At 64.2% G+C, this 23015-nt stretch carries 25 protein-coding genes; 12 read left to right on the top strand and 13 right to left on the bottom strand.

The genetic code is table 11. The annotated features are described in order from the left end of the window. Positions 1–10: 10 nt before the first annotated feature. The 7 genes from QU481_RS08975 to gatC all read right to left on the bottom strand — a co-directional run bounded on the left by QU481_RS08975 (position 11) and on the right by gatC (position 7118). Complete coding sequence (locus QU481_RS08975; RefSeq protein ID WP_289829619.1) at positions 11–1759, bottom strand: peptidoglycan D,D-transpeptidase FtsI family protein; 1749 nt, start codon at positions 1757–1759, stop codon at positions 11–13. Beyond that, a complete protein-coding gene (gene ftsL, locus QU481_RS08970) occupies positions 1759–2031 on the bottom strand; it encodes a cell division protein FtsL (protein WP_289829617.1) in 273 nt (90 codons plus the stop codon). Before ftsL ends, QU481_RS08975 begins: the two co-directional genes overlap by 1 nt. Further along, entirely contained in the window at positions 2028–2990 is a 963-nt protein-coding gene (gene rsmH, locus QU481_RS08965) for a 16S rRNA (cytosine(1402)-N(4))-methyltransferase RsmH (RefSeq protein WP_289829616.1), read from the bottom strand. The genes ftsL and rsmH overlap by 4 nt, the downstream gene beginning before the upstream one ends. Beyond that, complete coding sequence (mraZ, locus tag QU481_RS08960; RefSeq protein ID WP_289829615.1) at positions 2987–3433, bottom strand: division/cell wall cluster transcriptional repressor MraZ; 447 nt, start codon at positions 3431–3433, stop codon at positions 2987–2989. Before mraZ ends, rsmH begins: the two co-directional genes overlap by 4 nt. Positions 3434–3733: 300 nt before the next feature. Then, a complete protein-coding gene (gene gatB, locus QU481_RS08955) occupies positions 3734–5176 on the bottom strand; it encodes an Asp-tRNA(Asn)/Glu-tRNA(Gln) amidotransferase subunit GatB (protein ID WP_289829614.1) in 1443 nt (480 codons plus the stop codon). Between the two features lie 132 nt (positions 5177–5308). Further along, a complete protein-coding gene (gatA, locus tag QU481_RS08950; RefSeq protein ID WP_289829613.1) occupies positions 5309–6760 on the bottom strand; it encodes an Asp-tRNA(Asn)/Glu-tRNA(Gln) amidotransferase subunit GatA in 1452 nt (483 codons plus the stop codon). A gap of 70 nt (positions 6761–6830) precedes the next feature. Beyond that, on the bottom strand, positions 6831–7118 hold the full coding sequence (gatC, locus tag QU481_RS08945) for an Asp-tRNA(Asn)/Glu-tRNA(Gln) amidotransferase subunit GatC (RefSeq protein WP_289829612.1): 288 nt from the start codon (positions 7116–7118) through the stop codon (positions 6831–6833). A 223-nt stretch (positions 7119–7341) separates the two neighbouring features. Here gatC and QU481_RS08940 point away from each other — a divergent pair, with 223 nt between their 5' ends. The 6 genes from QU481_RS08940 (at position 7342) to QU481_RS08915 (ending at position 14117) form a co-directional block, all read left to right on the top strand. Continuing rightward, positions 7342–8382, top strand: a complete 1041-nt coding sequence (locus QU481_RS08940) for a rod shape-determining protein (RefSeq protein ID WP_289829611.1) — start codon at positions 7342–7344, stop codon at positions 8380–8382. Positions 8383–8424: 42 nt separating this feature from the next. Further along, positions 8425–9405, top strand: coding sequence for a rod shape-determining protein MreC (gene mreC, locus QU481_RS08935; protein ID WP_289829610.1), 981 nt, complete (start codon positions 8425–8427; stop codon positions 9403–9405). A gap of 13 nt (positions 9406–9418) precedes the next feature. After that, on the top strand, positions 9419–9916 hold the full coding sequence (gene mreD / locus QU481_RS08930; RefSeq protein ID WP_289829609.1) for a rod shape-determining protein MreD: 498 nt from the start codon (positions 9419–9421) through the stop codon (positions 9914–9916). A 10-nt stretch (positions 9917–9926) separates the two neighbouring features. Continuing rightward, positions 9927–11924 (top strand): penicillin-binding protein 2, encoded by a 1998-nt coding sequence (mrdA, locus tag QU481_RS08925; RefSeq protein ID WP_289829608.1) that lies wholly within the window; start codon positions 9927–9929, stop codon positions 11922–11924. Further along, a complete protein-coding gene (rodA, locus tag QU481_RS08920; RefSeq protein WP_289829607.1) occupies positions 11905–12999 on the top strand; it encodes a rod shape-determining protein RodA in 1095 nt (364 codons plus the stop codon). The genes mrdA and rodA overlap by 20 nt, the downstream gene beginning before the upstream one ends. Positions 13000–13220: 221 nt before the next feature. Beyond that, positions 13221–14117 (top strand): sterol desaturase family protein, encoded by an 897-nt coding sequence (locus tag QU481_RS08915; RefSeq protein WP_289829606.1) that lies wholly within the window; start codon positions 13221–13223, stop codon positions 14115–14117. Here QU481_RS08915 and QU481_RS08910 read toward each other — a convergent pair whose 3' ends face one another. Then, positions 14118–14300, bottom strand: a complete 183-nt coding sequence (locus QU481_RS08910; protein ID WP_289829605.1) for a hypothetical protein — start codon at positions 14298–14300, stop codon at positions 14118–14120. 9 nt (positions 14301–14309) lie between these two features. Between QU481_RS08910 and QU481_RS08905 the strand changes: the two genes are divergently transcribed. After that, entirely contained in the window at positions 14310–14435 is a 126-nt protein-coding gene (locus QU481_RS08905) for a hypothetical protein (protein WP_289829604.1), read from the top strand. A gap of 215 nt (positions 14436–14650) precedes the next feature. On the opposite strand, the gene QU481_RS08900 is transcribed toward QU481_RS08905, so the two are convergent. From QU481_RS08900 to QU481_RS08885, 4 genes are all read right to left on the bottom strand, one after another. Continuing rightward, positions 14651–14965, bottom strand: a complete 315-nt coding sequence (locus QU481_RS08900; RefSeq protein ID WP_289829603.1) for an AzlD domain-containing protein — start codon at positions 14963–14965, stop codon at positions 14651–14653. Then, positions 14962–15669 (bottom strand): AzlC family ABC transporter permease, encoded by a 708-nt coding sequence (locus QU481_RS08895; RefSeq protein WP_289829602.1) that lies wholly within the window; start codon positions 15667–15669, stop codon positions 14962–14964. The genes QU481_RS08900 and QU481_RS08895 overlap by 4 nt, the downstream gene beginning before the upstream one ends. A gap of 74 nt (positions 15670–15743) precedes the next feature. Then, a complete protein-coding gene (locus tag QU481_RS08890) occupies positions 15744–16598 on the bottom strand; it encodes a helix-turn-helix domain-containing protein (RefSeq protein ID WP_289829601.1) in 855 nt (284 codons plus the stop codon). A 138-nt stretch (positions 16599–16736) separates the two neighbouring features. Then, positions 16737–17381 (bottom strand): MarC family NAAT transporter, encoded by a 645-nt coding sequence (locus tag QU481_RS08885; protein ID WP_289829600.1) that lies wholly within the window; start codon positions 17379–17381, stop codon positions 16737–16739. A gap of 187 nt (positions 17382–17568) precedes the next feature. Here QU481_RS08885 and QU481_RS08880 point away from each other — a divergent pair, with 187 nt between their 5' ends. Next, on the top strand, positions 17569–18033 hold the full coding sequence (locus QU481_RS08880; protein ID WP_289829599.1) for a copper chaperone PCu(A)C: 465 nt from the start codon (positions 17569–17571) through the stop codon (positions 18031–18033). A gap of 217 nt (positions 18034–18250) precedes the next feature. On the opposite strand, the gene QU481_RS08875 is transcribed toward QU481_RS08880, so the two are convergent. Further along, positions 18251–18394 carry a hypothetical protein gene (locus tag QU481_RS08875; protein WP_289829598.1) on the bottom strand — a complete coding sequence of 48 codons (144 nt, stop codon included), beginning with the start codon at positions 18392–18394 and terminating at the stop codon, positions 18251–18253. A gap of 327 nt (positions 18395–18721) precedes the next feature. Here QU481_RS08875 and QU481_RS08870 point away from each other — a divergent pair, with 327 nt between their 5' ends. The 4 genes from QU481_RS08870 (at position 18722) to hflC (ending at position 23015) form a co-directional block, all read left to right on the top strand. Then, positions 18722–18910, top strand: coding sequence for a hypothetical protein (locus QU481_RS08870; protein ID WP_289829597.1), 189 nt, complete (start codon positions 18722–18724; stop codon positions 18908–18910). 254 nt (positions 18911–19164) lie between these two features. After that, positions 19165–20802, top strand: coding sequence for an Nramp family divalent metal transporter (locus QU481_RS08865; protein ID WP_289829596.1), 1638 nt, complete (start codon positions 19165–19167; stop codon positions 20800–20802). Positions 20803–21099: 297 nt separating this feature from the next. Beyond that, positions 21100–22143, top strand: a complete 1044-nt coding sequence (gene hflK, locus QU481_RS08860) for an FtsH protease activity modulator HflK (protein WP_289829595.1) — start codon at positions 21100–21102, stop codon at positions 22141–22143. Beyond that, on the top strand, positions 22140–23015 hold the full coding sequence (hflC, locus tag QU481_RS08855) for a protease modulator HflC (protein WP_289829594.1): 876 nt from the start codon (positions 22140–22142) through the stop codon (positions 23013–23015). Before hflK ends, hflC begins: the two co-directional genes overlap by 4 nt.

Raw genomic sequence — 23015 nt, 5'->3', positions numbered from 1 at the left:
CTTAACTTCTTTAAAAGTCGGCCGGTACCGGAGTCGACTCCGGTAGCAGGGTATTGTTGGTAGGCTCGTCCGGCTGCACGTTCAGCACGCGTAGCGCGCCGCCTGCCACCGCAGAGAACACCGGCGCGGCCACCGCGCCACCGTAGTATTTGCCAGCGGACGGTTCGTCGATCATCACCGTCACGATCAATTTCGGGTTCTTGCCTGGCGCAAAGCCCATGAACAGCGCACGGTGCTTGTCGGCCACATAGGTATGGCCCTCCAGCTTGCGCGCGGTACCGCTCTTGCCGCCGATGCTGTAACCGATGATGCGGCCGCCGACTGCGCCGCCACCCGGTTCACTGTTGGCGACCAGTACGCCCTTCATCTCGTCGGCAGTTTTCTGGCTGAGCACGCGCTTGCCCGGCATCGGCGCGTTGGTCTTGTACAGCGACAGCGGCAACAGCACGCCGTCGTTGGCGAAGATCGTGTAAGCACGCGCCATCTGCAGCAGGCTCACCGATACGCCGTAGCCGAATGACATGGTCGCCTGCTCGATGGGCCGCCAGCTCTTCCAGTTGCGCAGCCGACCGGACGCTTCACCCGGAAAGCCGGAGCCAGGATTGCGGCCGAAGCCCAGCGAGTCGTAGTAGGTCCAGAAATCCTGCGGCGCCACCATCAGCGCGAGCTTACTGGCGCCGACGTTACTGGACTTCTTGATGATGCCGGTGATGTCCAGGCTGGGTTGCGGCGACACGTCGCGGATGGTGGCCGGACCGATCTTGTAGGTATGGGTGTCGAGCACCGTGTTGACGCGGGCCTTGCCTTCCTCGAGGGCGATGGCGATCGACAGCGGCTTCATCGTCGAGCCCGGCTCGAACAGGTCGATCACCGCGCGGTTGCGCAGCATCTCGGGCGTGGTGCCTTCGCGGTTGTTCGGGTTGAACGACGGATAGTTGGCCAGCGCCAGCACCTCACCGCTCTTGGCGTCGAGCACCACCACCGCACCAGCCTTGGCCTTGTTCAGCTCGACCGCATTCTTCAGCTCGCGGTAGGCGATGTACTGGATGCGTTGATCCATCGCCAGCACCAGCGTCTGGCCGTTGCGCGGCCGCTCGATCGCCGCCAGGTCTTCGACGATGTGACCGCGTCTATCCCTCAGTACCACGCGACTGCCGTTCTTGCCGGCCAGCATCTTCTCGCGCGCCAGCTCCAGGCCTTCCTGGCCTTTGCCGTCGACACCGGTGAAGCCGATGATGTGGGCGAACGATTCGCCCGCCGGGTAATAACGACGGAACTCCTGCTGACCTGCCACGCCCGGAATGCCAAGCGCGGCGACCTTGTCGGCCAACTGCGGGCTGATCTGGCGCTTCAGGTACACGAACTCGCGCCGCTTGTCGGCGAACTTGCCGGCCAGCTCGGACGGTGGCAACTCCAACAGCCTGGCGAGCTCGGCAAGCTTTTCCGGCGGCACCGGCTGCATGCCGGCCGGGCTTGCCCAGATCGACTGCACCGGGGTGCTGATCGCCAGCGGCTCGCCGTTGCGGTCAGTGATCACGCCGCGGTTGGCCTCCATCGTCAGCGTGCGGCGGAAGCGTGCATCGCCCTGGCCGACCAGGAAGTCCTGCTGCACCACTTGCATATACATCGCGCGCAGGATCAGTACCAGGAACAGACCGCCGAGCAGCGCCAACACGAAACGCACACGGCCCGGGCCCATCGAAGGGGCCGGACCGGGGTTGTTGAGGCGGCGATTGTGGTTAACAGAGACGGCACGCATCACGTGCCCCCTTTCGGTGCGATCGCCTGCACCTCCCGGGGCGCGGGCAGATGCATGTCGAGTCGGCTGGTGGCGGCGTGCTCGACCAGCGCGTGCGCCCCCCAGGTACTCTGTTCGAGAAGCAGCTTGCCGTAATCGACATCAAGCTGGCGCGCCAATTTCTGCTCGCGGTTGAGCTCGATATAGAGCTGACGCGAGACGTGCTGCGCGGTGACCACCGCCATGGCGGCGAACACCAAGACCACGAGCAGAACGGCATTGAGACGGTTCATCGAAGCGACTCCGGCCAAGGGGCGGCGGTACGCTCCGCGACGCGCAGCACAGCCGAACGGGCGCGCGGGTTCTCGCGCACCTCGTCGGCACCGGCGCGGATCGCCTTGCTGGCGAGCTTCAGTGGTGCCTCACCGATGTCGGCGGCTCGCACCGGCACCCAGCTGGGCAGCTTGTCGGCGGTGCTGGCGTCCTTCATGAAATGTTTGACGATGCGGTCTTCCAGCGAGTGGAAGCTGATCACCGACAGGCGTCCGCCGACGCTCAAGCGGCGTGCCGCTTGCGGCAGCACCGCCTTCAGCTCGTCGAGCTCGCGGTTTATATAGATGCGGATCGCCTGGAAGGTACGCGTCGCGGGGTCCTGACCTGGTTCGCGAGTATGGACGTTTTTCGCAACGAGGCTGGCGAGCTCGCGCGTCGTCGTGATCGGGGCGTCAGCCCTTGTCGCAACAATGGCTGCTGCAATCTTGTGAGCAAACCGCTCTTCACCATAAGTCTTGATCACCTCTTTGATATCGGCTTCGTCGGCGACGGCCAGCCACTCAGCTGCAGTCAGGCCACGCGTGGTGTCCATGCGCATGTCGAGCGGGGCGTCGAAGCGGAAACTGAAGCCGCGGCTGGCGTCGTCCAACTGCGGCGACGACACGCCCAGATCCATCAGCACACCGTCGACTCTGTCGACGGCCAGACGGTCGAGTTCGTGCGCAAAGGTCTCAAAGCCTTCGTGCACGATGGTGAAACGGGTATCTTCGGCGGCCAGCGCGTTGGCGACGGCAACGGCCTGCGGGTCCTTGTCGAACGCAATCAACCGGCCGTTCGGACCGAGCCGGGACAGCAGCGCACGACTATGTCCGCCACGGCCGAACGTGCAATCCACGTAGGTACCGTCTGGGCGAACGGCCAAGGCGTCGACCGCCTCGGTTAACAGCACCGTGCGGTGTACAAAGGCAGCGGTGCTCACAACGAGAAATCTCCAAGGTTGGCCGCAAGATCGGCCGAGTCCAGTTCCAGTGCCGCGTCGGTCTGGGCATCCCAGTCGGCGACATTCCACAATTCGAAGCGGTTGCCCATCCCCACCAACGCAACATCCTTGCCGAGCTTGACGCGCTCACGCAGCCGCGCCGGCAAGAGAATACGCCCGGCAGCGTCCATCTCCAGCGTCTCGGCATGACCGAGCACCAGGCGCTGGTAAGCCTTCAGCGTGGGATTGCCGGTGGGCAGCCGCATCAGCCTTTCCTCCACCGGCCTCCAGTTGACCTCGGGATAGATCAGCAGATGGTCGGGCGAGTCGAGCGTGACCACCAGGTTCGCGCCGAACGCAGACAACACCATCTCCCGGTGCCGGGCCGGAACGGCCAGGCGACCTTTGCTATCGAGTGACAGTGCGCTAACGCCGCCGAACATGATAGTTGACTAATGGCCCGTTGAGAGTCGGTCAGGGGTAAAACGCCCCACTTTCACCCACTTTTTCCCACTTTCCGCCACTATAGGGAAGATGATTGAGCCGGTCAACAACGATAGACTTGAATCGCCTTTTGCGACAATGACTTAGGAATGTCCCGCCAACACCAATAGATTCGGCAAATCAAGGCAACCGAACATTAAATCAAATGATTTAATTACAAACAATCTACCGATTTAATAACGAATAAAAAAACACGGACGGCATACCAAAAGGCATGCCATCCGCATTGATTTTAGCTATTAAGCCGCGCCGAGCTTCTGCTTAAGGATTTCCTGAACTTGCGCCGGGTTGGCCTTGCCCTTCGACGCCTTCATCACTTGGCCGGCCAGTGCATTCAGCGCCTTTTCCTTGCCGGCGCGGAACTCCTCGACCGCCTTCGGATTGGCGGCAATCGCCTCGTCGACCATCTTTTCGATGGCACCGACGTCGGACACCTGCTTGAGACCGTCGCGCTCGATCACTTCGTCGGCGGACAGCTCACCGCCCCACATCGCCTCGAACACCTGCTTGGCGAGCTTGCTCGATACCGTACCGTCGGCAATGCGCACGATCAGGCCAGCCAGACGCTCGGCCGACAGCGGGCTTTGCGCGATATCGAGACCGTCTCGGTTCAGGCTAGCGGCCAGTTCGCCGTTGATCCAGTTGGCGGCAAGTTTGCCCTGACCGGTCGCCGCGGCAACCGCCTCGAAGTAGCGGGCCAACGCGTAGCTGCTGGTGAGCAGGTTGGCGTCGTACGCCGACACACCGAAGTTCTCGGCGAAGCGCTCCTTCATCTGGCCCGGCAGCTCCGGCATCGACTCACGCACGGCGTCGATCTGCTCCTGCGTAATCACCACCGGCAACAGATCCGGGTCCGGGAAGTAGCGGTAATCGTGCGCGTCTTCCTTAGAACGCATCGCGCGGGTCTCACCCTTGTCCGGATCGAACAACACGGTCGCCTGCTGTACCTTGCCGCCATCCTCGATGGTGTCGATCTGCCACTGGATCTCGGCCTCGATCGCCTGCTGCAGGAAGCGGAACGAATTGAGGTTCTTGATCTCGCGGCGAGTGCCGAATTCGACTTGTCCCTCGGGACGCACCGACACGTTGGCGTCGACGCGGAAGCTGCCCTCCTGCATGTTGCCGTCGCAGATGCCGAGCCAAGTCACCAGTGTGTGCAGCGCACGGGCGTAGGCGACCGCCTCTTCGGGCGAGCGCATATCCGGCTCGGACACGATTTCCAACAGCGGGGTGCCGGCGCGGTTCAGGTCGATGCCGGACACCCCCGACAGCCCTTCCAGGCCTTCGTGGATCGATTTGCCGGCGTCCTCCTCGAGGTGGGCGCGGGTCAGGTGGATCACCTTCTCCTCGTCGCCGACCTGGATCGTCAAGGTGCCGTGTTGGACGATAGGCAGGTCCATCTGGCTGATCTGGTAGCCCTTGGGCAGGTCCGGGTAGAAGTAGTTCTTCCGCGCAAACACATTCTTCTTATTAATAGTGGAACCGAGCGCCAGGCCGAGGCGGATCGCTTTTTCCACAGCGGCCTTGTTCATCACCGGCAGCACGCCCGGCAGCGCCAGCTCCACCGCGGAAGCCTGGGTATTGGGCTCGGCACCGAAGGCGGTGGACGAGCCGGAGAAGATCTTGGAGGCGGTGTTGAGCTGCACGTGCACCTCAAGACCGATGACGACTTCCCATTTCATGGTCGAGAAATCCTTCTATTTATCCGCCACGGAAGCACACGGAAAAGCGCGGATCACGGCAACTGTCTGCACCATGTCGCCCGATTCCTGCCGTGTCTTTCCGTGTGCTTCCGTGGCTAAAAAATCAAATCCTTACAGCGCCGGCGCCTTGCGGTGCCAGTCGGTCGCCTGCTGGAACTGGTGCGCCACGTTCAGCATCTTCGCTTCGCCGAAGTAGTTGCCGATGATCTGCAGGCCGATCGGGCGGCCGTTCGCGGCAAAACCGGCCGGCACGCTCATGCCCGGCAGGCCGGCCAGGTTCACCGACAGCGTATAGATGTCCGACAGGTACATCTCGACCGGGTCGTTCGACTTCTCGCCGATATTGAACGCGGCGGTCGGCGCCACCGGACCGAGGATCACGTCGCACTGTTCGAACGCCTTCTTGAAGTCGTCGGCGATCAGTCGGCGGATCTTCTGCGCCTTCAGGTAATAGGCGTCGTAGTAGCCGTGGCTGAGCACGTAGGTGCCGACCAGGATGCGGCGCTTCACCTCGGCGCCGAAGCCCTCGGCGCGGCTCTTCTCGTACATGTCGACCAGGTCTTTGTACTCGGCGGCCCGGTGACCGTAACGCACACCGTCGTAACGCGACAGGTTGCTCGACGCCTCGGCTGGCGCGATCACGTAATAGGCCGGGATCGACAGCTCGGTGTTCGGCAGCGACACCTCGACTACCTCGGCACCGAGCTTCTTCAACTGGGCCACCGCCTCGTCGATCACGCGCGCCACGTCGGCCGACAGGCCGGCGGCGAAGTATTCCCTCGGCAAGCCGACTTTCAGACCAGAGAGCGAATTGCCCAGTTCACGGGTGTAGTCCTCGGTCGGACGCTCCAGGCTGGTCGAATCGCGCCCATCGAAACCGGCGATGGTGTTGAGCAGCAGCGCGCAGTCCTCGGCGGTCTGCGCCATCGGGCCGCCCTGGTCGAGCGAGGAGGCGAATGCGACCATGCCGTAGCGCGACACTACACCGTAGGTCGGCTTGATGCCGGTGATGCCGCAGTGACTGGCCGGCTGGCGGATCGAACCGCCGGTATCGGTACCGAGCGCGGCCGGCGCCAGGCGCGCCGCTACCGCCGCGGCCGAGCCGCCGGAGCTGCCGCCCGGAATTGCCGCCAGATCCCACGGATTCTTCACCGGGCCGTAGTAGCTGTTCTCGTTGGCCGACCCCATCGCGAACTCGTCCATATTGGTGCGGCCGATGGTAACGAGGCCGGCGGCGCGCACGCGCTCGATCACGTGCGCATCGTACGGGGCGATGAAGTTGTCGAGCATCTTCGAACCGCAGCTGGTCTTCCAGCCCTGCTGGCAGAAGATGTCCTTGATCGCCAGTGGCACGCCGGTCAACAGGCCGGCCTGCCCCGCGGCGCGCGCCGCGTCGGCGGCGGCCGCCTCGGCCAGCGTTTTTTCGGGGTCGACGGTGATGAAGGCGTTCAGGGTGGGGTTGAGCGCAGCGATGCGATCGAGGAACTGGCCGGCGAGCTCGGCGCTCGATACCGACTTCGCAGCCAGTGCGGCCGACAGTTCTTTCAGGGTAGCGTTAATCATGATGTGACAAACCTACAGCAAGATGGATATTGGCCGAAATGGAACCAACATCCGATGATCCGGTCGAGAATTACTCGATGACTTTAGGCACCAGGAACAGGCCAGCCGCCACCTGCGGCGCCACTGCCTGGAAGGCGTCGCGATGATTGGTCTCGGTGACCACATCGTCACGCAGACGCAGGCTGACATCCTGCGGGTGGGCCATCGGCTCGATGCCGTCGGTATTTACCGCCTGCATTTTTTCTATTAGACCGAAAATGTTGTTGAGCTGGGCGCCGGTCGCGGCAATTTCCTCGTCGGTAACCGCGATGCGGGCGAGGCGTGCGATACGGGCGACATCCTGATGCGTCAGCGACATGGAGACCTCTGAAACCTTTAATAATCCAAGCTTTATAGGGTATCATAGGGAGTTTGTTTCTCCCAAGATTAACGATGCGTCACGAGGGCGGCGCCAGGCCTTTTGCAGCCTGGTTTGACCCCCTGCGGGGCGGACACTTTGCACACGGCGGCGGCGCCGACTCCGGCGATGGGGCCGAGTGCGGCGATTAAGCTCCGACAAAACACATTCAGGATTGCTTCCAATGTTTCGTCTGTTGACCGGCTACTTTTCCAACGACCTTGCCATTGACCTTGGCACCGCCAACACCCTAATCTACATGCGCAGCAAAGGCATCGTGCTCGACGAACCGTCGGTGGTCGCGATCCACAGTGACGCGCCGTCGAACAAGAAATCGATCCTCGCCGTCGGCGGTGAAGCGAAGAAGATGCTCGGTCGCACGCCGGGCAGCATCCAGGCTATCCGACCGATGAAGGACGGCGTGATCGCCGACTTCACCGTCACCGAGCAAATGCTCAAGCAGTTCATCAAGAAAGTGACCTCCAGCCGCCTGGCTGCCAGCCCGCGCATCGTGATCTGCGTGCCGTGCGGCTCGACCCAGGTGGAGCGCCGTGCGATCAAGGATTCGGCGCTGGCTGCCGGGGCACGCCGCGTCGAGCTGATCGAGGAGCCGATGGCCGCGGCGATCGGCGCCGGCCTGCCGGTGGAAGAGCCGACCGGCTCGATGGTTGTCGACATCGGCGGCGGCACCACCGAGGTGGGCATCATCTCGCTGGGCGGCGTGGTGTACTCCAACTCGGTGCGTGTCGGCGGCGACAAGTTCGACGAGTCGATCATCAACTACATCCGCCGCAACTACGGCATGCTGATCGGCGAAACCACGGCCGAAGAGATCAAGAAGACCATCGGCTCGGCCTTCCCGGGCGCCGAGGTGCGCGAGATGGAGGTGAAGGGCCGCAACCTCGCCGAAGGCATCCCGCGTTCGTTCACCGTGTCGAGCAACGAGATCCTCGAAGCGCTGACCGAGCCGCTCAACCAGATCGTGTCGGCGGTGAAGATCGCGCTGGAACAGACGCCGCCGGAGCTGGGCGCCGATATCGCCGACAAGGGCATGGTGCTCACCGGCGGTGGCGCTTTGTTGAAGGACATCGACCGCCTGCTGGCCGAAGAGACCGGCCTGCCGGTCATCGTCGCCGAGAACCCGCTGACCTGCGTCGTGATCGGCTCGGGCAAGGCGCTCGACAAGATGGACAAGGTCGGCACCATCTTCACCAACGTACCTTAAAGCGGGAAGCCGCGCCGCCCGCTTGAGGGCGGCGTTTTTTGCATGGATTTCGCCAATACCCCCAGCTTTTTCCGCCAGGGACCGCGCCCGCTCGTCCGGCTAATCAGCTGCGCGACGCTGTCGGTCGCGCTTCTGGTGGCGGACAGCCGTTACGGCCTGATGGAGCCGGCGCGCGAGGCGCTGTCGGTGGTGCTCTACCCACTGCAATGGGCGGTCAACGCGCCGGTCAGCGGCGTGCGCGACCTGAGCAGCTTCTTCACCACGCAATCCGAGCTGCAGCAGGAGAACGCCAAGCTCAGGACTGCGGCGCTGAGCAATGCCGCCCAGCTCGGGCGTCTCGCGACGGTGGAGCGAGAGCTGACCGAGCTGAAGGCGCTCGCCCAGATCGCGTCCAGCCGTACCGACGTCGCCGCGCAGGCCGAAGTGCTGTACACCGGTCGCGATGCCTTCACCTACAAGCTGATCATCGATCGCGGCACCAACGCCGGCTTGAAGGGCGGCATGCCGGTGCTCGACGGCCATGGCCTGCTCGGCCAGATCACCCGGGTGCAGCCGTTGACCGCCGAGGTAACATTGGTGGTCGACAAGAACCAGATGGTGCCGGTGATGATCGAACGCACAGGGCAGCGAGCGATCCTGTACGGCTACGGCGGCGGGGTGGAGTTGCGCTACATGCCGATCCACGCCGACATCAAGGAAGGTGACCGGCTGGTCACCTCGGGCATCGACAGCGTGTTCCCACCCGGTGTGCCGGTGGCTCAGGTCGGCAAGGTCGACCGCAACGCCGGCGCCGCGTTCGCCCGAGTGGCCTGCATCCCGTACGCTGGGGTGCAGAGTTCGCGCTATGTGCTGGTGGTGAGCGAGAAATCGATGCCGCCGGCTCCTGCGCCGGCGCAACCTGTAGTGCCCCTCGACGCCAAGGCGGCCAAAGCCGCAGCCAAGGCCGCCAAGAAGGGCGAGGGCAAGGACGCCAAAACCAAGTCGACCGCCAAAGCGGCCACACCCGCCTCGGGTCCACGTTAGGTTTTATAGATAGATGGAACGTCCGCAGGAACTCCTCAAACCAGTGAAGCGCCGGCTGATCTACCTGACCTTTGCGCTGGCACTGATCGTCGAGCTAGTGCCGCTGCCGGTCGGCTCGGTGCGCTGGCTGCCCGACTTCGTCGGCATGCTGATCCTCTACTGGGTGCTCAACCAGCCCAGCCGGGTCGGCATCGGCACCGCCTTCCTCCTCGGTCTGATCGCCGATGTCGCGACCGCTGGGCTGTTCGGCCAACATGCGCTCGCGTACACCATCACCGCCTACCTGGTGCTGCTACGCCAGCGTCAGCTGGTGATGTTCAACCTCGGGGTGCAGGCGATCGTGGTCCTGGGCCTGCTGCAGGTCAACCAGCTGATCATGGTGATCGCGCGGATGGCGACCGGCTCGGCCTTCGTCGGCTGGAGCTTCTTCCTGCCGCCGCTGGTCGGCGCGCTGCTATGGCCGCTGCTGACCAACCTGCTGGTGCTGCCGTACCGCCAACGTTCGCTGTAAGGCTGTCCGGATGCCGCGCCCTACCCGCCTGAAAAATACCCGTTCGGACGACGAACAGTTCGAGCTGCGCCTCATCGTCGCTTACGGCTTCATGATCCTGATGTTCATCGTGCTGGTGGGCCGCTTCGTCTACCTGCAAGTGATGCAGCACGATCACTACATGACATTGGCGCAGAACAACCGCATTTCTTTGGTGCCGACGCTGCCCAACCGCGGCCTGATCGTCGACCGCAACGGCGTGGTACTGGCGCAGAACTACTCGGCGTACACGCTGGAAGTGACGCCGTCCAAGACCGGTGGACTCGACAGCACCGTCGAGGCGCTCGGCAAGCTGGTCGACATCACCCCGCGCGACATGAAGCGCTTCAAGAAATTCCTGTCCGAGTCGCGCAACTTCGAGCCGGTGCCGCTGAAGATGAAGCTGACCGAGGAGGAGGCGGCGCGGGTCGCCGCCAACGGCTGGCGCTTCCCCGGCGTGGAGGTGAAGGCACGGCTGTTCCGCGACTACCCGTTCAAGGAGATGACCAGCCACGTGCTCGGCTACATCGGCCGGATCAACCAGAAGGATCAGGACCGGCTCGACGACGAAGGCAAGACCGCCAACTATCGCGGCACCGACTACATCGGCAAGACCGGCCTCGAAGCCGTGTACGAGGACGACCTGCACGGCACCTCGGGCTTCGAGGAGGTCGAGACCGATGCCGGCGGCCACGCGATTCGCACCTTGCGCCGCACCCCGCCGATCAACGGCAACACGCTGAAGCTGGCGCTGGATATCCGCCTGCAGGAAGTGGCCGACAAACTGTTCGGCCAGCGTCGCGGCGCGCTGGTGGCGATCGACCCGCAGACCGGCGGCGTGCTCGCCTTCCTGTCCAAGCCGGGCTTCGACCCGAGCCTGTTCATCGACGGCATCGACAGCGCTACCTGGAAAACCCTGAACGAAGACTGGCAAAAGCCGATGGTGAACCGTGCGCTGCGCGGTGTGTACCCGCCGGGCTCGACATTCAAGCCGTTCATGGCGATGGCCGCGCTCGAAACCGGCACGATCGGCTACAACGACGTGCGCGCGGCGCCGGCGTTCTTCACCCTGCCCGGCTCCAGCCACCAGTTCCGCGACTCGAACAAGCACGGTAACGGTTCGGCCAACCTCGCCCGAGCGATCCAGGTATCGAGCGACACCTTCTTCTACAAGCTTGCGTGGGACATGGGAATCGACAAGATCCACCCGGTGCTGTCGCAGTTCGGCCTGGGAAGCAGGACCGGCATCGATCTCGACGGCGAAGCCACCGGGGTACTGCCGTCCAAGGAATGGAAGGAAAAGCGCTTCGCCAAGTACAAGCCGGAGGTGCGACGCTGGTACCCGGCCGACGTGGTCAGCATCGGCATCGGCCAGGGCTTCAACGCGTACACGCCGCTGCAGATGGCGAATGCGGTGGCGATCATGGCCAACGACGGCAATGTGTTCAAGCCCCACCTGGTGCAGGAAGTGGTCGACGCAAAGAGCGGCAAGGAGCGTCGCATCGAGACGCAACCGACCCGCCAGCTGCCGTTCAAGGAAACCAACTTCGAGTACATCAAGCACGCGATGGAAACCGTGCTCAAGCCGGGCGGCACCGCTGCGCGCATCGGCGTCGGCCTGCAATACACGATGGCCGGCAAGACCGGTACCGCGCAGGTGGTCGCGATCAAGCAGGGGGCCAAGTACAACTCGGCGGCGATCTCCGAGCAGCAGCGCGACCACTCCTGGTTCGTCGCGTTCGCGCCGGTGGAGCAGCCGAAGATCGCGGTGGCGGTGATCGTCGAGAACGCCGGCTGGGGTGCCGCGGCTGCCGCGCCGATCGCCCGCGCACTGACCGACTTCTACATGCTCGGCAAGGTGCCGGCGGACCTGGTCGGCCAGCTGACCACCGTCAAGACCGGCACCGCCGACCCGAACGCCGCCGCCCGCGCCCAGGCCGAGCGTGCCGCCGCTGAACAGGAAACCCCCGATGCAACCCCATCCCCTTAAGCGCCTGTGGGACTTCATCAAGGAGCCGCTCGACGGCTGGCTGATGCTGTTCCTCGGCCTGATCTACGTGCTGAGCCTGTTTGTGCTGTTTTCAGCCGACAACCAGGAATGGGGACGGCTGACCGCCAAGTTCGGCTACACCGTGCTGGGGCTGGTAGTGCTGTGGAGCCTCGCCTACCTGCGCCCGCAGCTGGTGATGAACTTTGCGCCGCCGATCTACGTGACCGGCCTGCTGCTCTTGATCGGGGTAGCGCTGTTCGGTGTGGTGGTGAACGGCTCGCGACGCTGGCTGGAACTCGGCATCACCCGTATCCAGCCGTCCGAAATCATGAAGATCGCGATCCCGATGATGCTGGCGTGGTTCTTCCAGAAGTATGAACTGTCGCTGTCCTGGCGCCACTATCTGGTTGCCGGCCTGATGATCGTGGTACCGGGCGCACTGGTGCTCAAGCAGCCTGACCTCGGCACCGCCACGCTGATCATGGCTGCCGGCTTCTTCGTGATGTTCTTCGCCGGGCTGTCATGGAAGCTGATCATCGGTGGCCTGGTCACTTTCCTCGGCAGCCTGCCGGTGATCTGGAACTTCATGCACGACTACCAGAAGAAGCGCATCCTGACCCTGATCGACCCGATGCAGGACCCGCTCGGCGCCGGCTACCACATCATCCAGTCGATGATCGCGATCGGCTCGGGCGGGCCGTGGGGCAAGGGCTGGCTCAACGGCACGCAGACTCACCTCGACTACATCCCGGAGCGCACCACCGACTTCATCTTCGCGGTGTACTCGGAGGAGTTCGGCCTGGTCGGCAACGTGATCCTGGTGATCCTGTACCTGCTGGTGATCAGCCGCGGCATGATGATCACCGCGCGCGCGCCGACCTTGTACGGTCGTCTGATGGCCGGCGCGATCACGCTGACCTTCTTCGTGTATGCCTTCGTCAACATGGGCATGGTGTCGGGCATCCTGCCGGTGGTCGGCGTGCCGCTGCCGCTGGTTTCGTACGGTGGCACCGCGACCCTGTCCATCCTGGTCGGACAGGGCATGCTGATGGGCATCGCCAACCAGCGCAAGTAGCGCCCCGACGCGCACCCACCCCACACTCAGCCGTGCCTCCGGGCACGGCTTTTTTTGTACCCGGCGCCGATGCTGCGCTGCAACCGGGCGCAAATGCGACAACGTTGGCCGAATCACCCCGCGCCGTGCGATTCCGGTTGAATTCAAACAAGTGCTTGATTAGTATTCCCGGGCAACACAACAAGAGAGCCGGCAAACGGCCAACACGAGGAAGAGGGGCGATGGGGTTTGACGTAGAGCTGATCCTGTTGGCGCTTGCGCCGGTATTCGTCGGCTGCATCGCGTGGGAGTGCATCTGGTGGCGCCGTCGCGGCAACACCAGCGTGTACAGCTGGCGCGATACGCTGTGCAACACCGGCCTCGCCCTGCTGCACCAAGGCGCCGACAAGCTCGCCTGGCTGTTCGTCATCCCCGTCTACTCCTGGGTCTACACCCACTGGCGCATCCACACTTTCGACAGCTCCTGGACGAGTCTCGTCGCGCTGTTTCTCGCACAGGACTTTCTCTACTACGGGTTCCACCGCACCAGTCACCGGGTGCGCTGGCTATGGGCCGCACACAGCGTGCACCACAGCTCGGAGCGGATGAACCTGTCGACCGCGTTCCGCCAGAGCCTGATGTACCCGGTCGCCGGCATGTGGCTGTTCTGGCTGCCGATGGCCTGGCTCGGCTTCGAGCCGCGGCTGATCGTGGCGATCGTGCTGCTCAACCTCGCCTTCCAGTTTTTCGTGCACACCCAGGCCATCCCCAAGCTCGGCCCGCTCGAATGGGTGCTCAACACCCCGTCCGTCCACCGCATCCACCACGCGCGCAACCCGCGCTATATCGACCGCAACTACGCCGGCGTACTGGTGATCTGGGACCGGCTGTTCGGCAGCTACGTCAAGGAAGACCCAGCCGTGCCGTGCGACTACGGCACCATCAAGCGGGTCACATCGTTCAACCCGCTGACCGTGACGTTCTGCGAATGGCACGACATGCTGCGCGAGCTGTTGCGCGCCAGAACCTGGAAGGAACGCGGCACGCTGCTGTTCGCCCCACCCGAGGTCGCGGAATCGGTCGCCGCCCGGCAGGCCGCCGAGACCGAACCGCAACGGCCGGCCTCGTTCCGGCTCTAATCAGGGCGACGCCAACACCTCACGAGTGAGGCGCGCGAGCAGCTCTACCGCCGCCGGATCGGCATCCTCGCTCCGATGCAGCACCACTGCCATCGGCGGCAGCTCGGGCAGGCCGGAGAGCCTGGGCAGATTGCGCGGCGCCAGTCGGTCGGCCAGCACCGTCACCGCGAGGCCCGCACGCACGGCCTCTGCTTGTGGATCGTTGCCGACAATATCCGCAAGGGCGCGGCGCTGAACGCGGTGCAGATCGCCGAGGCGCTGATCGCCCGGCCGGACTTTGTCGCCGACCGCCAGGCGCGCCGGAGCGTCGTGGCCTGAATACGCACAGCCCCGCCTGTCATACAGGACGGGGCTGTGCGCGCTAGCGCCATACCATGCGACACGAAACGGCGGGAACGACAAGGGCCGACAAGCACAGCCCCGCGCCGACCACGCCAGTTGTCCAAAAGCCATAACCGGCGTCGGTCGGCCTGTGGATAAGCTTGTGGACAAGCTGTCAGCCCATGCTTGGCAAGCTGTGGGCTGCTGGCGGATTACAGCAGCCACTTCACCGCGCCGTAGGCGATGAAGCCGACCACGATCGCCGCCAGGGTGTTGCGGCTGAAGAACGCCACCGCGCCGGCCACCAGCGTGCCGATCAAGTAGGGATTGCTCGGTGCCAGCCAGATCTCGCCCTGCGGCGCCAGCGCCATCGGCACCACCAGCGCCGGCAGCACCGCCACCGGCACGTAGCGCAGCGCCCGCTTCACCAGCGGCGGGAAAGTCAGCCCCTGGCCGAACACCAGGAAGCTCGCGCGGATCAAAAAGGTCAGCACGGCCATGCCGATAATCGTCAGCCAGTGGTTCATGCGGCGACCTCCTCTTGCCGGCCCGACAGGCGCTCGGCCAACAGCCCGGCCACCACGCCGGCGGCGGCGGCCGCCATCAGGTCGAGCTTGTACGGCAAGTGGCGCGCCACGAGCGCCACCGTACCAGCCGTACAGGCAGCGGCCAGCGAAGGACGGTGCTTCAGCGCCGGAGCGACGATGGCGACGAAAGTCGCCACCATCGCGAAATCCAGCCCCCAGCCGGCCAGGCCCGGCACCGCCTCGCCGATCACCACGCCGACCACGGTCCACAGCAGCCAGTTGCTGTACATCGCCAGCGAGGAGCCGAGCCAGTAGGCGCGGCCGCCCTCGAGCAGGCCTTCGCGCAGCCGGTGCTCGACCACCGCGAAGGTTTCGTCGGTCAGCCAGAACGACAGCATGGCACGCCAGCCAAGCGGCCAGTCTCGTGCATAAGGCAATAGCGTGGCGCTATACAAAGCGTGGCGCAGATTGACAACAAAGGTGGTCAGCCAGATCACGGGCAGCGCCGCGCCACCGGCGAACAGCGTCGCGGCAACGAACTGCGAGGAGCCGGCGAACACGATCAGCGACATCGCCAGCGTCTGCGCCGAACTGAGGCCGGAACCGAGCGCCAGCGTACCGAAGATCACGCCGAACGGTGCGGCACCGACCAGCATCGGCACGCTGTCGCGAGCACCGGCGAGAAAAGGGGAGGAAGCAGCCATGACATCGAATCAAATGAGTGTTGAATAGATGTTGGCCGAAAGCGGCAGGCTTGTCTTGAACGATCTTGCGCCGTTCAGCTGCCGGCCTGGGCGCGCCTCGGCGCAACGCCCAAGCCCTGCTGATACGCCGCCGGCGTGATGCCGAGCGCCTGGCGGAACGCACGGGTGAAGTGCGGCTGGTCGGCGAAACCAAGCCGGCTCGCCACCTCGCCGGCCGGTACGCCCTGGCCCAACAGCGTCCGCCCTCGGACCAGCCGCAACTGGTTGCGCCACGCGATCGGCGGCAGGCCGTAGGCGGCACGGAAGCTGCGGTTGAGGTGATAGGGCGACAGGCCCACGACAGCAGCCAGTTCGGTTAGCGACAGGTTGTCGGCGAGCCGGTCGGCCAGCATCTGGCGCACCCGCTCGACGTTGTGACGTGCCTGTACCGCTTGCGGTGCATGGCCGAGCATATGGCGCGCCACCACGTCGCCGAGCACCGCGTGCAGCCAGGACTCGCGCAGCAGCCGGTCGTCGCTGTGGCGCAGCAGGTGGTGAAGCCGCGCCAGCCGCACCGACAGATCCGGGTCGACTACCACCGTGTGGCGGAAGAACGGCTCGGTGGGCCGGCCGGTCAGCTGTTCGGCCAACTGGCGCATCAGCGTCACCGAGGGGAAATAGCCGCAGTAGGCCCAGCCGCCGTCGCTACCAGCCTCGCCGGTGTGCACCGCGCCAGGGTTGACCAGCACCAGCGCGCCGCGCCCGGCCCGGTATTGGCCGCCCTGGTAAGCGTAGGACTGCACCCCGTCGAGCAGGGTGTTGACCACGTATTCCTCGTGGAAGTGCGGCGCGAAGCTGTAGTCGACATAGCGCGCCGCCTGGCACTCCAGCGCGCCGATGTCGTCGGCGCGGAAGAAGCGGGTGAACTCGGAGGCAGCAGGGGTGGGCATAACGGGAAGGACTGATGAACTCACCCCATTCTGCGCGGCCGTCGCAGCCTCGACAAGCTCGCCTGGCCAGGCACCGCTAGTCTGAAACGACAACGCCGCCCCGAAGGGCGGCGTAACGGAGAGCTGCGGGACAGGGGCTCAGGAGCCGGCCATGAAGGTCCGCACGCCGGATCCGACAAACTGCACACCGACGCAGATCAACAGGAAGCCCATCAAGCGCGTCATCACCTCGCGGCCGGAGCGGCCCATGCGCTGACTGATCATCGTCGCCGAGCGCAGCACCAGCCACATGCCGACCGAGGTGCCGGCGATCGCGAGAAAGGTCATGAAAAACGCCGCCGCACGGCCCGGCCAGGTCGGCTGTTCCATGATCTCGGTGGAGATGCCGATCACCACTGCAATCGTGCCTGGGCCGCTGATGCCCGGCATCGCCAGTGGAAAGAACGAATAGTCTTCGCGCTCGTTACTCGGCCGCGGCGTCATCTGCGGATCCTGGGTGAGGAACAGCATCCGGTAGCCGAGCACCGCCACCACGAAGCCACCGGCGATGCGCAGCGCGCCGTACGAGATGCCGAACACCGCCAGGATCAGGTTGCCGGCCATCAGGCACACCAGCATGATCGCCGCAGCGTAAATGCACGCCATCTTGGCCTGATGATCACGGCGGCGCTCGCTCATATGCTGCGTCAGCGACACGAACAGCGGGATCTTCGATAGCGGGTTAGTGATGGTGAGCAGGCTCACCAGGCCGCCGAACAGGAACTGCAAGGACAAATTGAGCATGAAAGGAAGGGGGAACGACCAACAGAGCTGCATTCTAGCGGCTTCTACCGCTGCAGCCATGACGCCGTCGTGTTCCGGTAAGCGAGTGTCTCCTCGGCGCAACCTTGCTGCGACATTCGGTCGCATTGTGCCGCACGGCTTTCGTGCTAGGCTCACGGCAACGCTGTTTCCGAAAGATCAAAGTCGCATGCTAAACCGCCTTCTCGCCACCGCCTGCCTCTGCCTCGCGTTACCTGCGCTTGCGCAAGACTTCCATGCCGGCAACATCGCGATCAGCCACCCGTGGAGCCGCAGTACCGCACCGACCGTCAACGTAGGCGGCGCCTATCTGGCGATCAGCAACCACGGCAAGCAGCCTGACACCCTGCTCTCGGCCAGCAGCCCCCGCGCCGGCATGGTCGAGCTGCACCAGAACCTCAACCAGAACGGCGTGTTGAAGATGCGCGAGCTGAAAGACGGCCTCGTGATCGCACCGGGCCAGACGGTGGCGCTGCAACCGGGTGGCGCCCACCTGATGCTGATGGAGCTCGCCAAGCCGTTGAAGAGCGGCGAGCACTTTCCGCTGACGCTCACCTTCAAGCGTGCCGGCAAAGTGACCGTCGAGGTATCGGTCGACGACGGTGCGGCAGCAGGCGACGCCCACCAGCATTGACCGCACGGCCAGGCCGGTTGAGAGCCCCCAACGCGGGGGCTTTTCTCAATTTTTAATTCATAAAACCTGTTAACTCATAAACCTGATGTCGTTTATTTTCTGTCGGGTCGGCTTATGATTCTGATACTCAATTTCTACGTTCATTTGTCAAAGAATGTGTCATTGGAATCGAACAACTCGTTACAAACCATTCATTGACCCTGGCACGCCGCACTACCTAAAATTCAAATGTTTCGTAAAAAGAGGTTTCACTGCCTTGGACAGTCATAGTCGTCAACAGGACATGCTTTTCCATTAAGTCTGGCAAGACCTCTGCTTTTCCCAAAGCCGCCGTCTTGCTCCAGGCAAGCGGTGCGCGCATCTCGTTTCTCCGTGCACTCCGTTTAGAACAAAGCCGAATCTAGGCTCGCCCTGTGATTCGTGGCTGCCGTGCGTGTTTTATCTGCCCGGCGGGCCAGGCTTTGCGCGTCCTCTTGCACGCCCTGCCCGTGGCAGTGATGTGAATGTCGTCCGCTCCTGCCCCAGGAGAAGGAGGTGTCATGTCATCCGATTGTTGTCGAAGTCGATCACCCCATCCGGAGTTTCCCGTTTCCTCGGGAGGCGCCTGATCGCGGCGGATTGTCCGTTTCGTCAGCCGGCAACGGCCCGATCGTGCGCTTCCCTCTGGCTTACCCAGAGGAGTTGAACCATGCACTACGGCATGCTGCTGGACGCGAACCCGCAGGCCCACCGGGACCTGCCCGACCATTTCGACGAGATGATTGACACCGCCAAGGTCAACCGCGGCGTCCTTTCACACGTTGTTGATTACTTGCGGCATAAGGCATTGGCCGCTTTCTTAACCAAGGAGCCATTAATCCATGGACCCCAGTCCTAGTTGGTCGGTCACGTCGGCCAGAGTGGCTCCACCGGATAGGAGCAGATAAAGACCGCGCGCTTTATCACCCTCCCATCCCTCCCGCCCTCTATCTGGCGTGACCGGCGATAACCCACCGGCACCGTTCTTAAATGGCTCGCCGGGCAATCGATTCACGCCGATAGAGTGACCACATGGCTATTTCGACCAAATAGCCATATTGTCCCCCCACCGGCCCGCGTTCACCCATCTTTATCAATGCGGGAGTATGTCCCATGGCCAATCAAAAAGTGGAAACCGCCGTTCTGGATACGGCCCACGTTGGCGATATTCGCGGTGCGCTCGGCACCATCCGCCACGACGACATCGAGTTGCGTCAAGGCTGGAAACAACGCTTCAAGACCCTTCTGGCGATCCTCGGCCCAGGCCTGATCGTGATGGTCGGCGACAACGACGCCGGCGCGTTCAGCACCTATGCGCAGGCCGGGCAGAACTACGGCACCTCGCTGTTGTGGACGCTGTGCCTGCTGATCCCGGTACTGTATGTGAACCAGGAAATGGTGCTGCGCCTCGGCGCGGTCACCGGCGTCGGCCACGCCCGGCTGATCCTGGAACGCTTCGGCAAGTTCTGGGGCGCGTTCAGCGCGATCGACCTGTTCATCCTGAACGCGCTAACCATCGTCACCGAGTTCATCGGCATCAGCCTCGGCATGGACTTCCTCGGCGTGCCCAAGGTGGCCGGCGTGTGCCTGGCCGCTGTGTTCATCATGCTGTCGGCCAGCACCGGCGATTTCCGCCGCTTCGAGCGCTTCTCGCTGATCCTGGTGGTCGGCAGCCTGGTGCTGGTGCCGATCTTCGTGATGGTGCACCCGCCGCTGACGCAGGTGTCGCATGACTTCCTGGTGCCGCAGATGCCGACCGGCGGCAAGCTGTCGGACGTAATGCTGGTGATCATCGGCATCGTCGGCACTACCGTGGCGCCGTGGCAGCTGTTCTTCCAGCAAAGCTACGTGATCGACAAGCGCATCACCCCGCGCTTCATCAAATACGAGCGCGCCGACCTGTGGCTGGGCATCGTGCTGGTGGTGATCGGCGCGGTGGCGATGATCTCCTTCACTGCCGCCTTGTTCGGCGGCCGACCGGAGCTGGGCCACTTCCAGGACGCCGGTGCCGTGGCAACGGGCTTCGCCAAGTACTACGGTCGCGTACCGGGCGTACTGTTCGCGATCGCGCTGATCGACGCCAGCATCATCGGCGCGATGGCGGTGTCGCTGTCGACCGCGTACGCCCTCGGCGACGTGCTGAGCCTGAAGCACTCGCTACACCGCAAGCCGGGCGACGCCAAGGGCTTCTACGCAATGTACTGCGGCCTGATCGCGCTGGCCGCCGCGCTGGTGCTGCTGCCTGGCGTGCCGCTGGGCCTGCTGACCAATGCCGTGCAGACGCTGGCCGGCGTGCTGTTGCCGAGCGCCACCGTGTTCCTGCTGATCCTGTGCAACGACAAGGACGTGCTGGGCCCGTGGGTGAACAACCGCGTGACCAATCTGTTGACCGCAGTGGTGGTCGCCGTGCTGGTGCTGCTGTCGATCATCCTGACCGCTGCCGTGGTATTCCCAGACATGTCCGGCGAAACCATCACCGACATCCTGATCAGCGGCGGTGTGGTGGGGCTCGTCATCGCGATCGCGGTGAACGTGCTGCACGCTCGCGAGGAAGCCGACCGCAGCATCCCGAAACAGGAGCGCAAGATCGACCTGAAGGCGCTGTACAGCTGGCGGATGGCCCCGCTGACGAAGCTGCCGACCATGGTGCTGTCGCAGCGTAACCGCCTGTGGATGGGCGTGCTGCGCGTCTATCTGGTGGTGGCGATGGGCATGGTGATCTACCGAGTGATCCAGGTAGCGCTGATCTGATGCACCGCTAAGAACCTGTTTACGATCTAGCGAACGAAGGGGCAGCCAAAGCGAAAGGGCGCGAAACAGCGGAATGTACATAGAGTACATGAGCATGTTGAGCGCCATTTCAACGCAGGATCACCCGAGTGCAGCAGATCGTAAACAGGTTCTAAGTACGGATACCGACACCGGGCAGCGCCCGGTGTCGGGCTGTTAAGCGAAGCCGTTCGGCCAAGGCCGGGCGGCTTCGCTTAACAGCCCGCCCCCCGGGGCCGAGCCATTCGGGCAAACTTGCCCACCCTCCATGAGACGACTATGGCTGCACCTCCGCGACCAGACGACCTTCCTGTCGCCCCGCCCGCGCTCCTTGGCGCGCTGCGTCGGCAGTTCGACTACTACCTGCAGCTCTTCGGCCTCCAGGGCCGGGGGCTGGCCCTGTTGTCGGGGCTGATCGTCGCAGCCTGGTTGATGGCCGGCGTGTACCGGGTGCAGCCGGACGAACAGGGGGTGGTGTTGCGCTTTGGCGCCTGGGTGGACACCACCGAGCCGGGCTTGCACTACCACTTGCCCTGGCCGATCGAGGCGGTGCTGCTGCCCAGGGTGACCCAGATCAATCTGATCCGGCTCGCCAACCTGTACGACGACATGCCGACCGACGTCACCGACCCGCGCGAGAAGCAGATGCTCACCGGCGACGAGAACATCGTCGAGGCCGATGCGGTGGTGTTTTGGCGCATCAAGGACGCCAGCCAGTTCCTGTTCAGGGTGAAGGACCCGGAAACCGCGCTGCGCATCGCCGCCGAGAGCGCGCTACGCGACGTGATCTCGCACACGCCGATCCAGGCCGCGATGTCCAACCGCCGCCAGCAGGTGGCCGACCAGACCCGCACGCTGTTGCAGCAGATGCTCGACGGCGAGCAGTCCGGCATCCTGGTCACCCAGGTGCAGCTGCAGCGGGTCGACCCGCCGTCGGCGGTGATCGATGCGTTCAACGACGTGCAGCGCGCCCGCGCCGACCAGGAGCGCGCCCGCAACGAGGCGCAGGCGTACAGCAACGACATCCTGCCCAAGGCGCAGGGTGAGGCGGCGCGTATCGAGCAGGAGGCCGAGGCGTACAAGAGCCAGGTGGTGAACCTGGCAGAAGGCGAGGCCAAACGCTTCGATTCGGTCTACCACAGCTACGCGCAGGCCAAGGACGTCATCGCCTGGCGGCTCTATCTCGACAGCATGGACGAGGTGCTGAAGAAGGCCAGCAAGGTGATCGTCACCGACTCGACCGGCAAGGGCGCCGGCGTGGTGCCCTACCTGCAGATGCAGGATAACCAGGCCAAGGCCGCCGCCAAGGGAGGCGCGAAATGAAGCGATCGTTGCGCGGCATCGGCGTGATCGGCGGCTTTGCGCTGCTGTGGCTCGTCAGCTCCACGCTGTACACGTTGCCCGAGGGGCAGAAGGCGCTGGTGATCCGGCTCGGCGCGCCGGTCGATGTCAACGAGCAGCCGGGCCTCAAGTGGAAGCTGCCCATCGTCGACTCGGTGCAGTTCTTCGACACCCGGCTGCAGACACTGGCGCCGGCGCCCGAACAGGTGATCCTCGGCGACGAGAAGCGCCTGGAGGTGGAGACCTATACCCGCTACCGCATCGTCGACCCGCTACGCTTCTACCAGTCGCTACACACCGACCTGCAGGCCCGCCCTCAGCTGAACCAGCTGGTCAGCACCTCGCTGCGCCGGGAGCTTGGCAAGGTGCAGCTGAAGGCCTTGCTGTCGACCGAGCGCAGCCAGATCGTCGCGCGCATCCAGGCGGAAGTGGCCGAACGCGCCCGACCGCTCGGCGTGGCGGTGACCGAGGTGCGGCTGCACCGCGCCGACCTGCCGCTGGAGACCAGCCAGGCGATCTACGACCGGATGAAATCGGCTCGCCAGCAGGAGGCGAAGGAGTTGCGCGCGCAGGGTGCCCAGTGGGCGCAGCAGATCCAGGCGAAGGCCGACCGCGACCGCACCGTGATCCTGTCCGAAGCAGAGCGCCAGAGCGCGATCACCCGCGGCGAGGGCGATGCCGAGGCCAACCAGATCCTGGCGCACGCGTTCAGCAAGGACCCGAAGTTCTACAAGTTCTACCGCTCGATGCAGACCTACCGCCAAGCACTGGCCGGGTCGGGCGCGACGCTGGTGCTGTCGCCCGACTCGGCGCTGCTGCACGACTTCCGGAGCGGCCCAGGAGGCCAGCGCTGA

The sequence above is a fragment of the Crenobacter oryzisoli genome (assembly GCF_030385785.1).
GTDB classification, from domain to species: Bacteria; Pseudomonadota; Gammaproteobacteria; order Burkholderiales; family Chromobacteriaceae; genus Crenobacter_A; species Crenobacter_A oryzisoli.
Note: the sequence above shows the minus strand (reverse complement) of the source record. Positions and strands in the feature narration are given on the sequence as shown.

Excerpts from the sequence above, each read along its gene's own strand:
- QU481_RS08975 (WP_289829619.1), bottom strand. The coding sequence starts at position 1,759 with ATGCGTGCCGTCTCTGTTAACCACAATCGCCGCCTCAACAACCCCGGT.
- ftsL (WP_289829617.1), bottom strand. The coding sequence starts at position 2,031 with ATGAACCGTCTCAATGCCGTTCTGCTCGTGGTCTTGGTGTTCGCCGCC.
- mraZ (WP_289829615.1), bottom strand. The coding sequence starts at position 3,433 with ATGTTCGGCGGCGTTAGCGCACTGTCACTCGATAGCAAAGGTCGCCTG.
- gatB (WP_289829614.1), bottom strand. The coding sequence starts at position 5,176 with ATGAAATGGGAAGTCGTCATCGGTCTTGAGGTGCACGTGCAGCTCAAC.
- gatA (WP_289829613.1), bottom strand. The coding sequence starts at position 6,760 with ATGATTAACGCTACCCTGAAAGAACTGTCGGCCGCACTGGCTGCGAAG.
- gatC (WP_289829612.1), bottom strand. The coding sequence starts at position 7,118 with ATGTCGCTGACGCATCAGGATGTCGCCCGTATCGCACGCCTCGCCCGC.
- QU481_RS08940 (WP_289829611.1), top strand. The coding sequence starts at position 7,342 with ATGTTTCGTCTGTTGACCGGCTACTTTTCCAACGACCTTGCCATTGAC.
- mreC (WP_289829610.1), top strand. The coding sequence starts at position 8,425 with ATGGATTTCGCCAATACCCCCAGCTTTTTCCGCCAGGGACCGCGCCCG.
- mreD (WP_289829609.1), top strand. The coding sequence starts at position 9,419 with ATGGAACGTCCGCAGGAACTCCTCAAACCAGTGAAGCGCCGGCTGATC.
- mrdA (WP_289829608.1), top strand. The coding sequence starts at position 9,927 with ATGCCGCGCCCTACCCGCCTGAAAAATACCCGTTCGGACGACGAACAG.
- rodA (WP_289829607.1), top strand. The coding sequence starts at position 11,905 with ATGCAACCCCATCCCCTTAAGCGCCTGTGGGACTTCATCAAGGAGCCG.
- QU481_RS08915 (WP_289829606.1), top strand. The coding sequence starts at position 13,221 with ATGGGGTTTGACGTAGAGCTGATCCTGTTGGCGCTTGCGCCGGTATTC.
- QU481_RS08900 (WP_289829603.1), bottom strand. The coding sequence starts at position 14,965 with ATGAACCACTGGCTGACGATTATCGGCATGGCCGTGCTGACCTTTTTG.
- QU481_RS08895 (WP_289829602.1), bottom strand. The coding sequence starts at position 15,669 with ATGGCTGCTTCCTCCCCTTTTCTCGCCGGTGCTCGCGACAGCGTGCCG.
- QU481_RS08890 (WP_289829601.1), bottom strand. The coding sequence starts at position 16,598 with ATGCCCACCCCTGCTGCCTCCGAGTTCACCCGCTTCTTCCGCGCCGAC.
- QU481_RS08885 (WP_289829600.1), bottom strand. The coding sequence starts at position 17,381 with ATGCTCAATTTGTCCTTGCAGTTCCTGTTCGGCGGCCTGGTGAGCCTG.
- QU481_RS08880 (WP_289829599.1), top strand. The coding sequence starts at position 17,569 with ATGCTAAACCGCCTTCTCGCCACCGCCTGCCTCTGCCTCGCGTTACCT.
- QU481_RS08875 (WP_289829598.1), bottom strand. The coding sequence starts at position 18,394 with ATGCGCGCACCGCTTGCCTGGAGCAAGACGGCGGCTTTGGGAAAAGCA.
- QU481_RS08870 (WP_289829597.1), top strand. The coding sequence starts at position 18,722 with ATGCACTACGGCATGCTGCTGGACGCGAACCCGCAGGCCCACCGGGAC.
- QU481_RS08865 (WP_289829596.1), top strand. The coding sequence starts at position 19,165 with ATGGCCAATCAAAAAGTGGAAACCGCCGTTCTGGATACGGCCCACGTT.
- hflK (WP_289829595.1), top strand. The coding sequence starts at position 21,100 with ATGGCTGCACCTCCGCGACCAGACGACCTTCCTGTCGCCCCGCCCGCG.
- hflC (WP_289829594.1), top strand. The coding sequence starts at position 22,140 with ATGAAGCGATCGTTGCGCGGCATCGGCGTGATCGGCGGCTTTGCGCTG.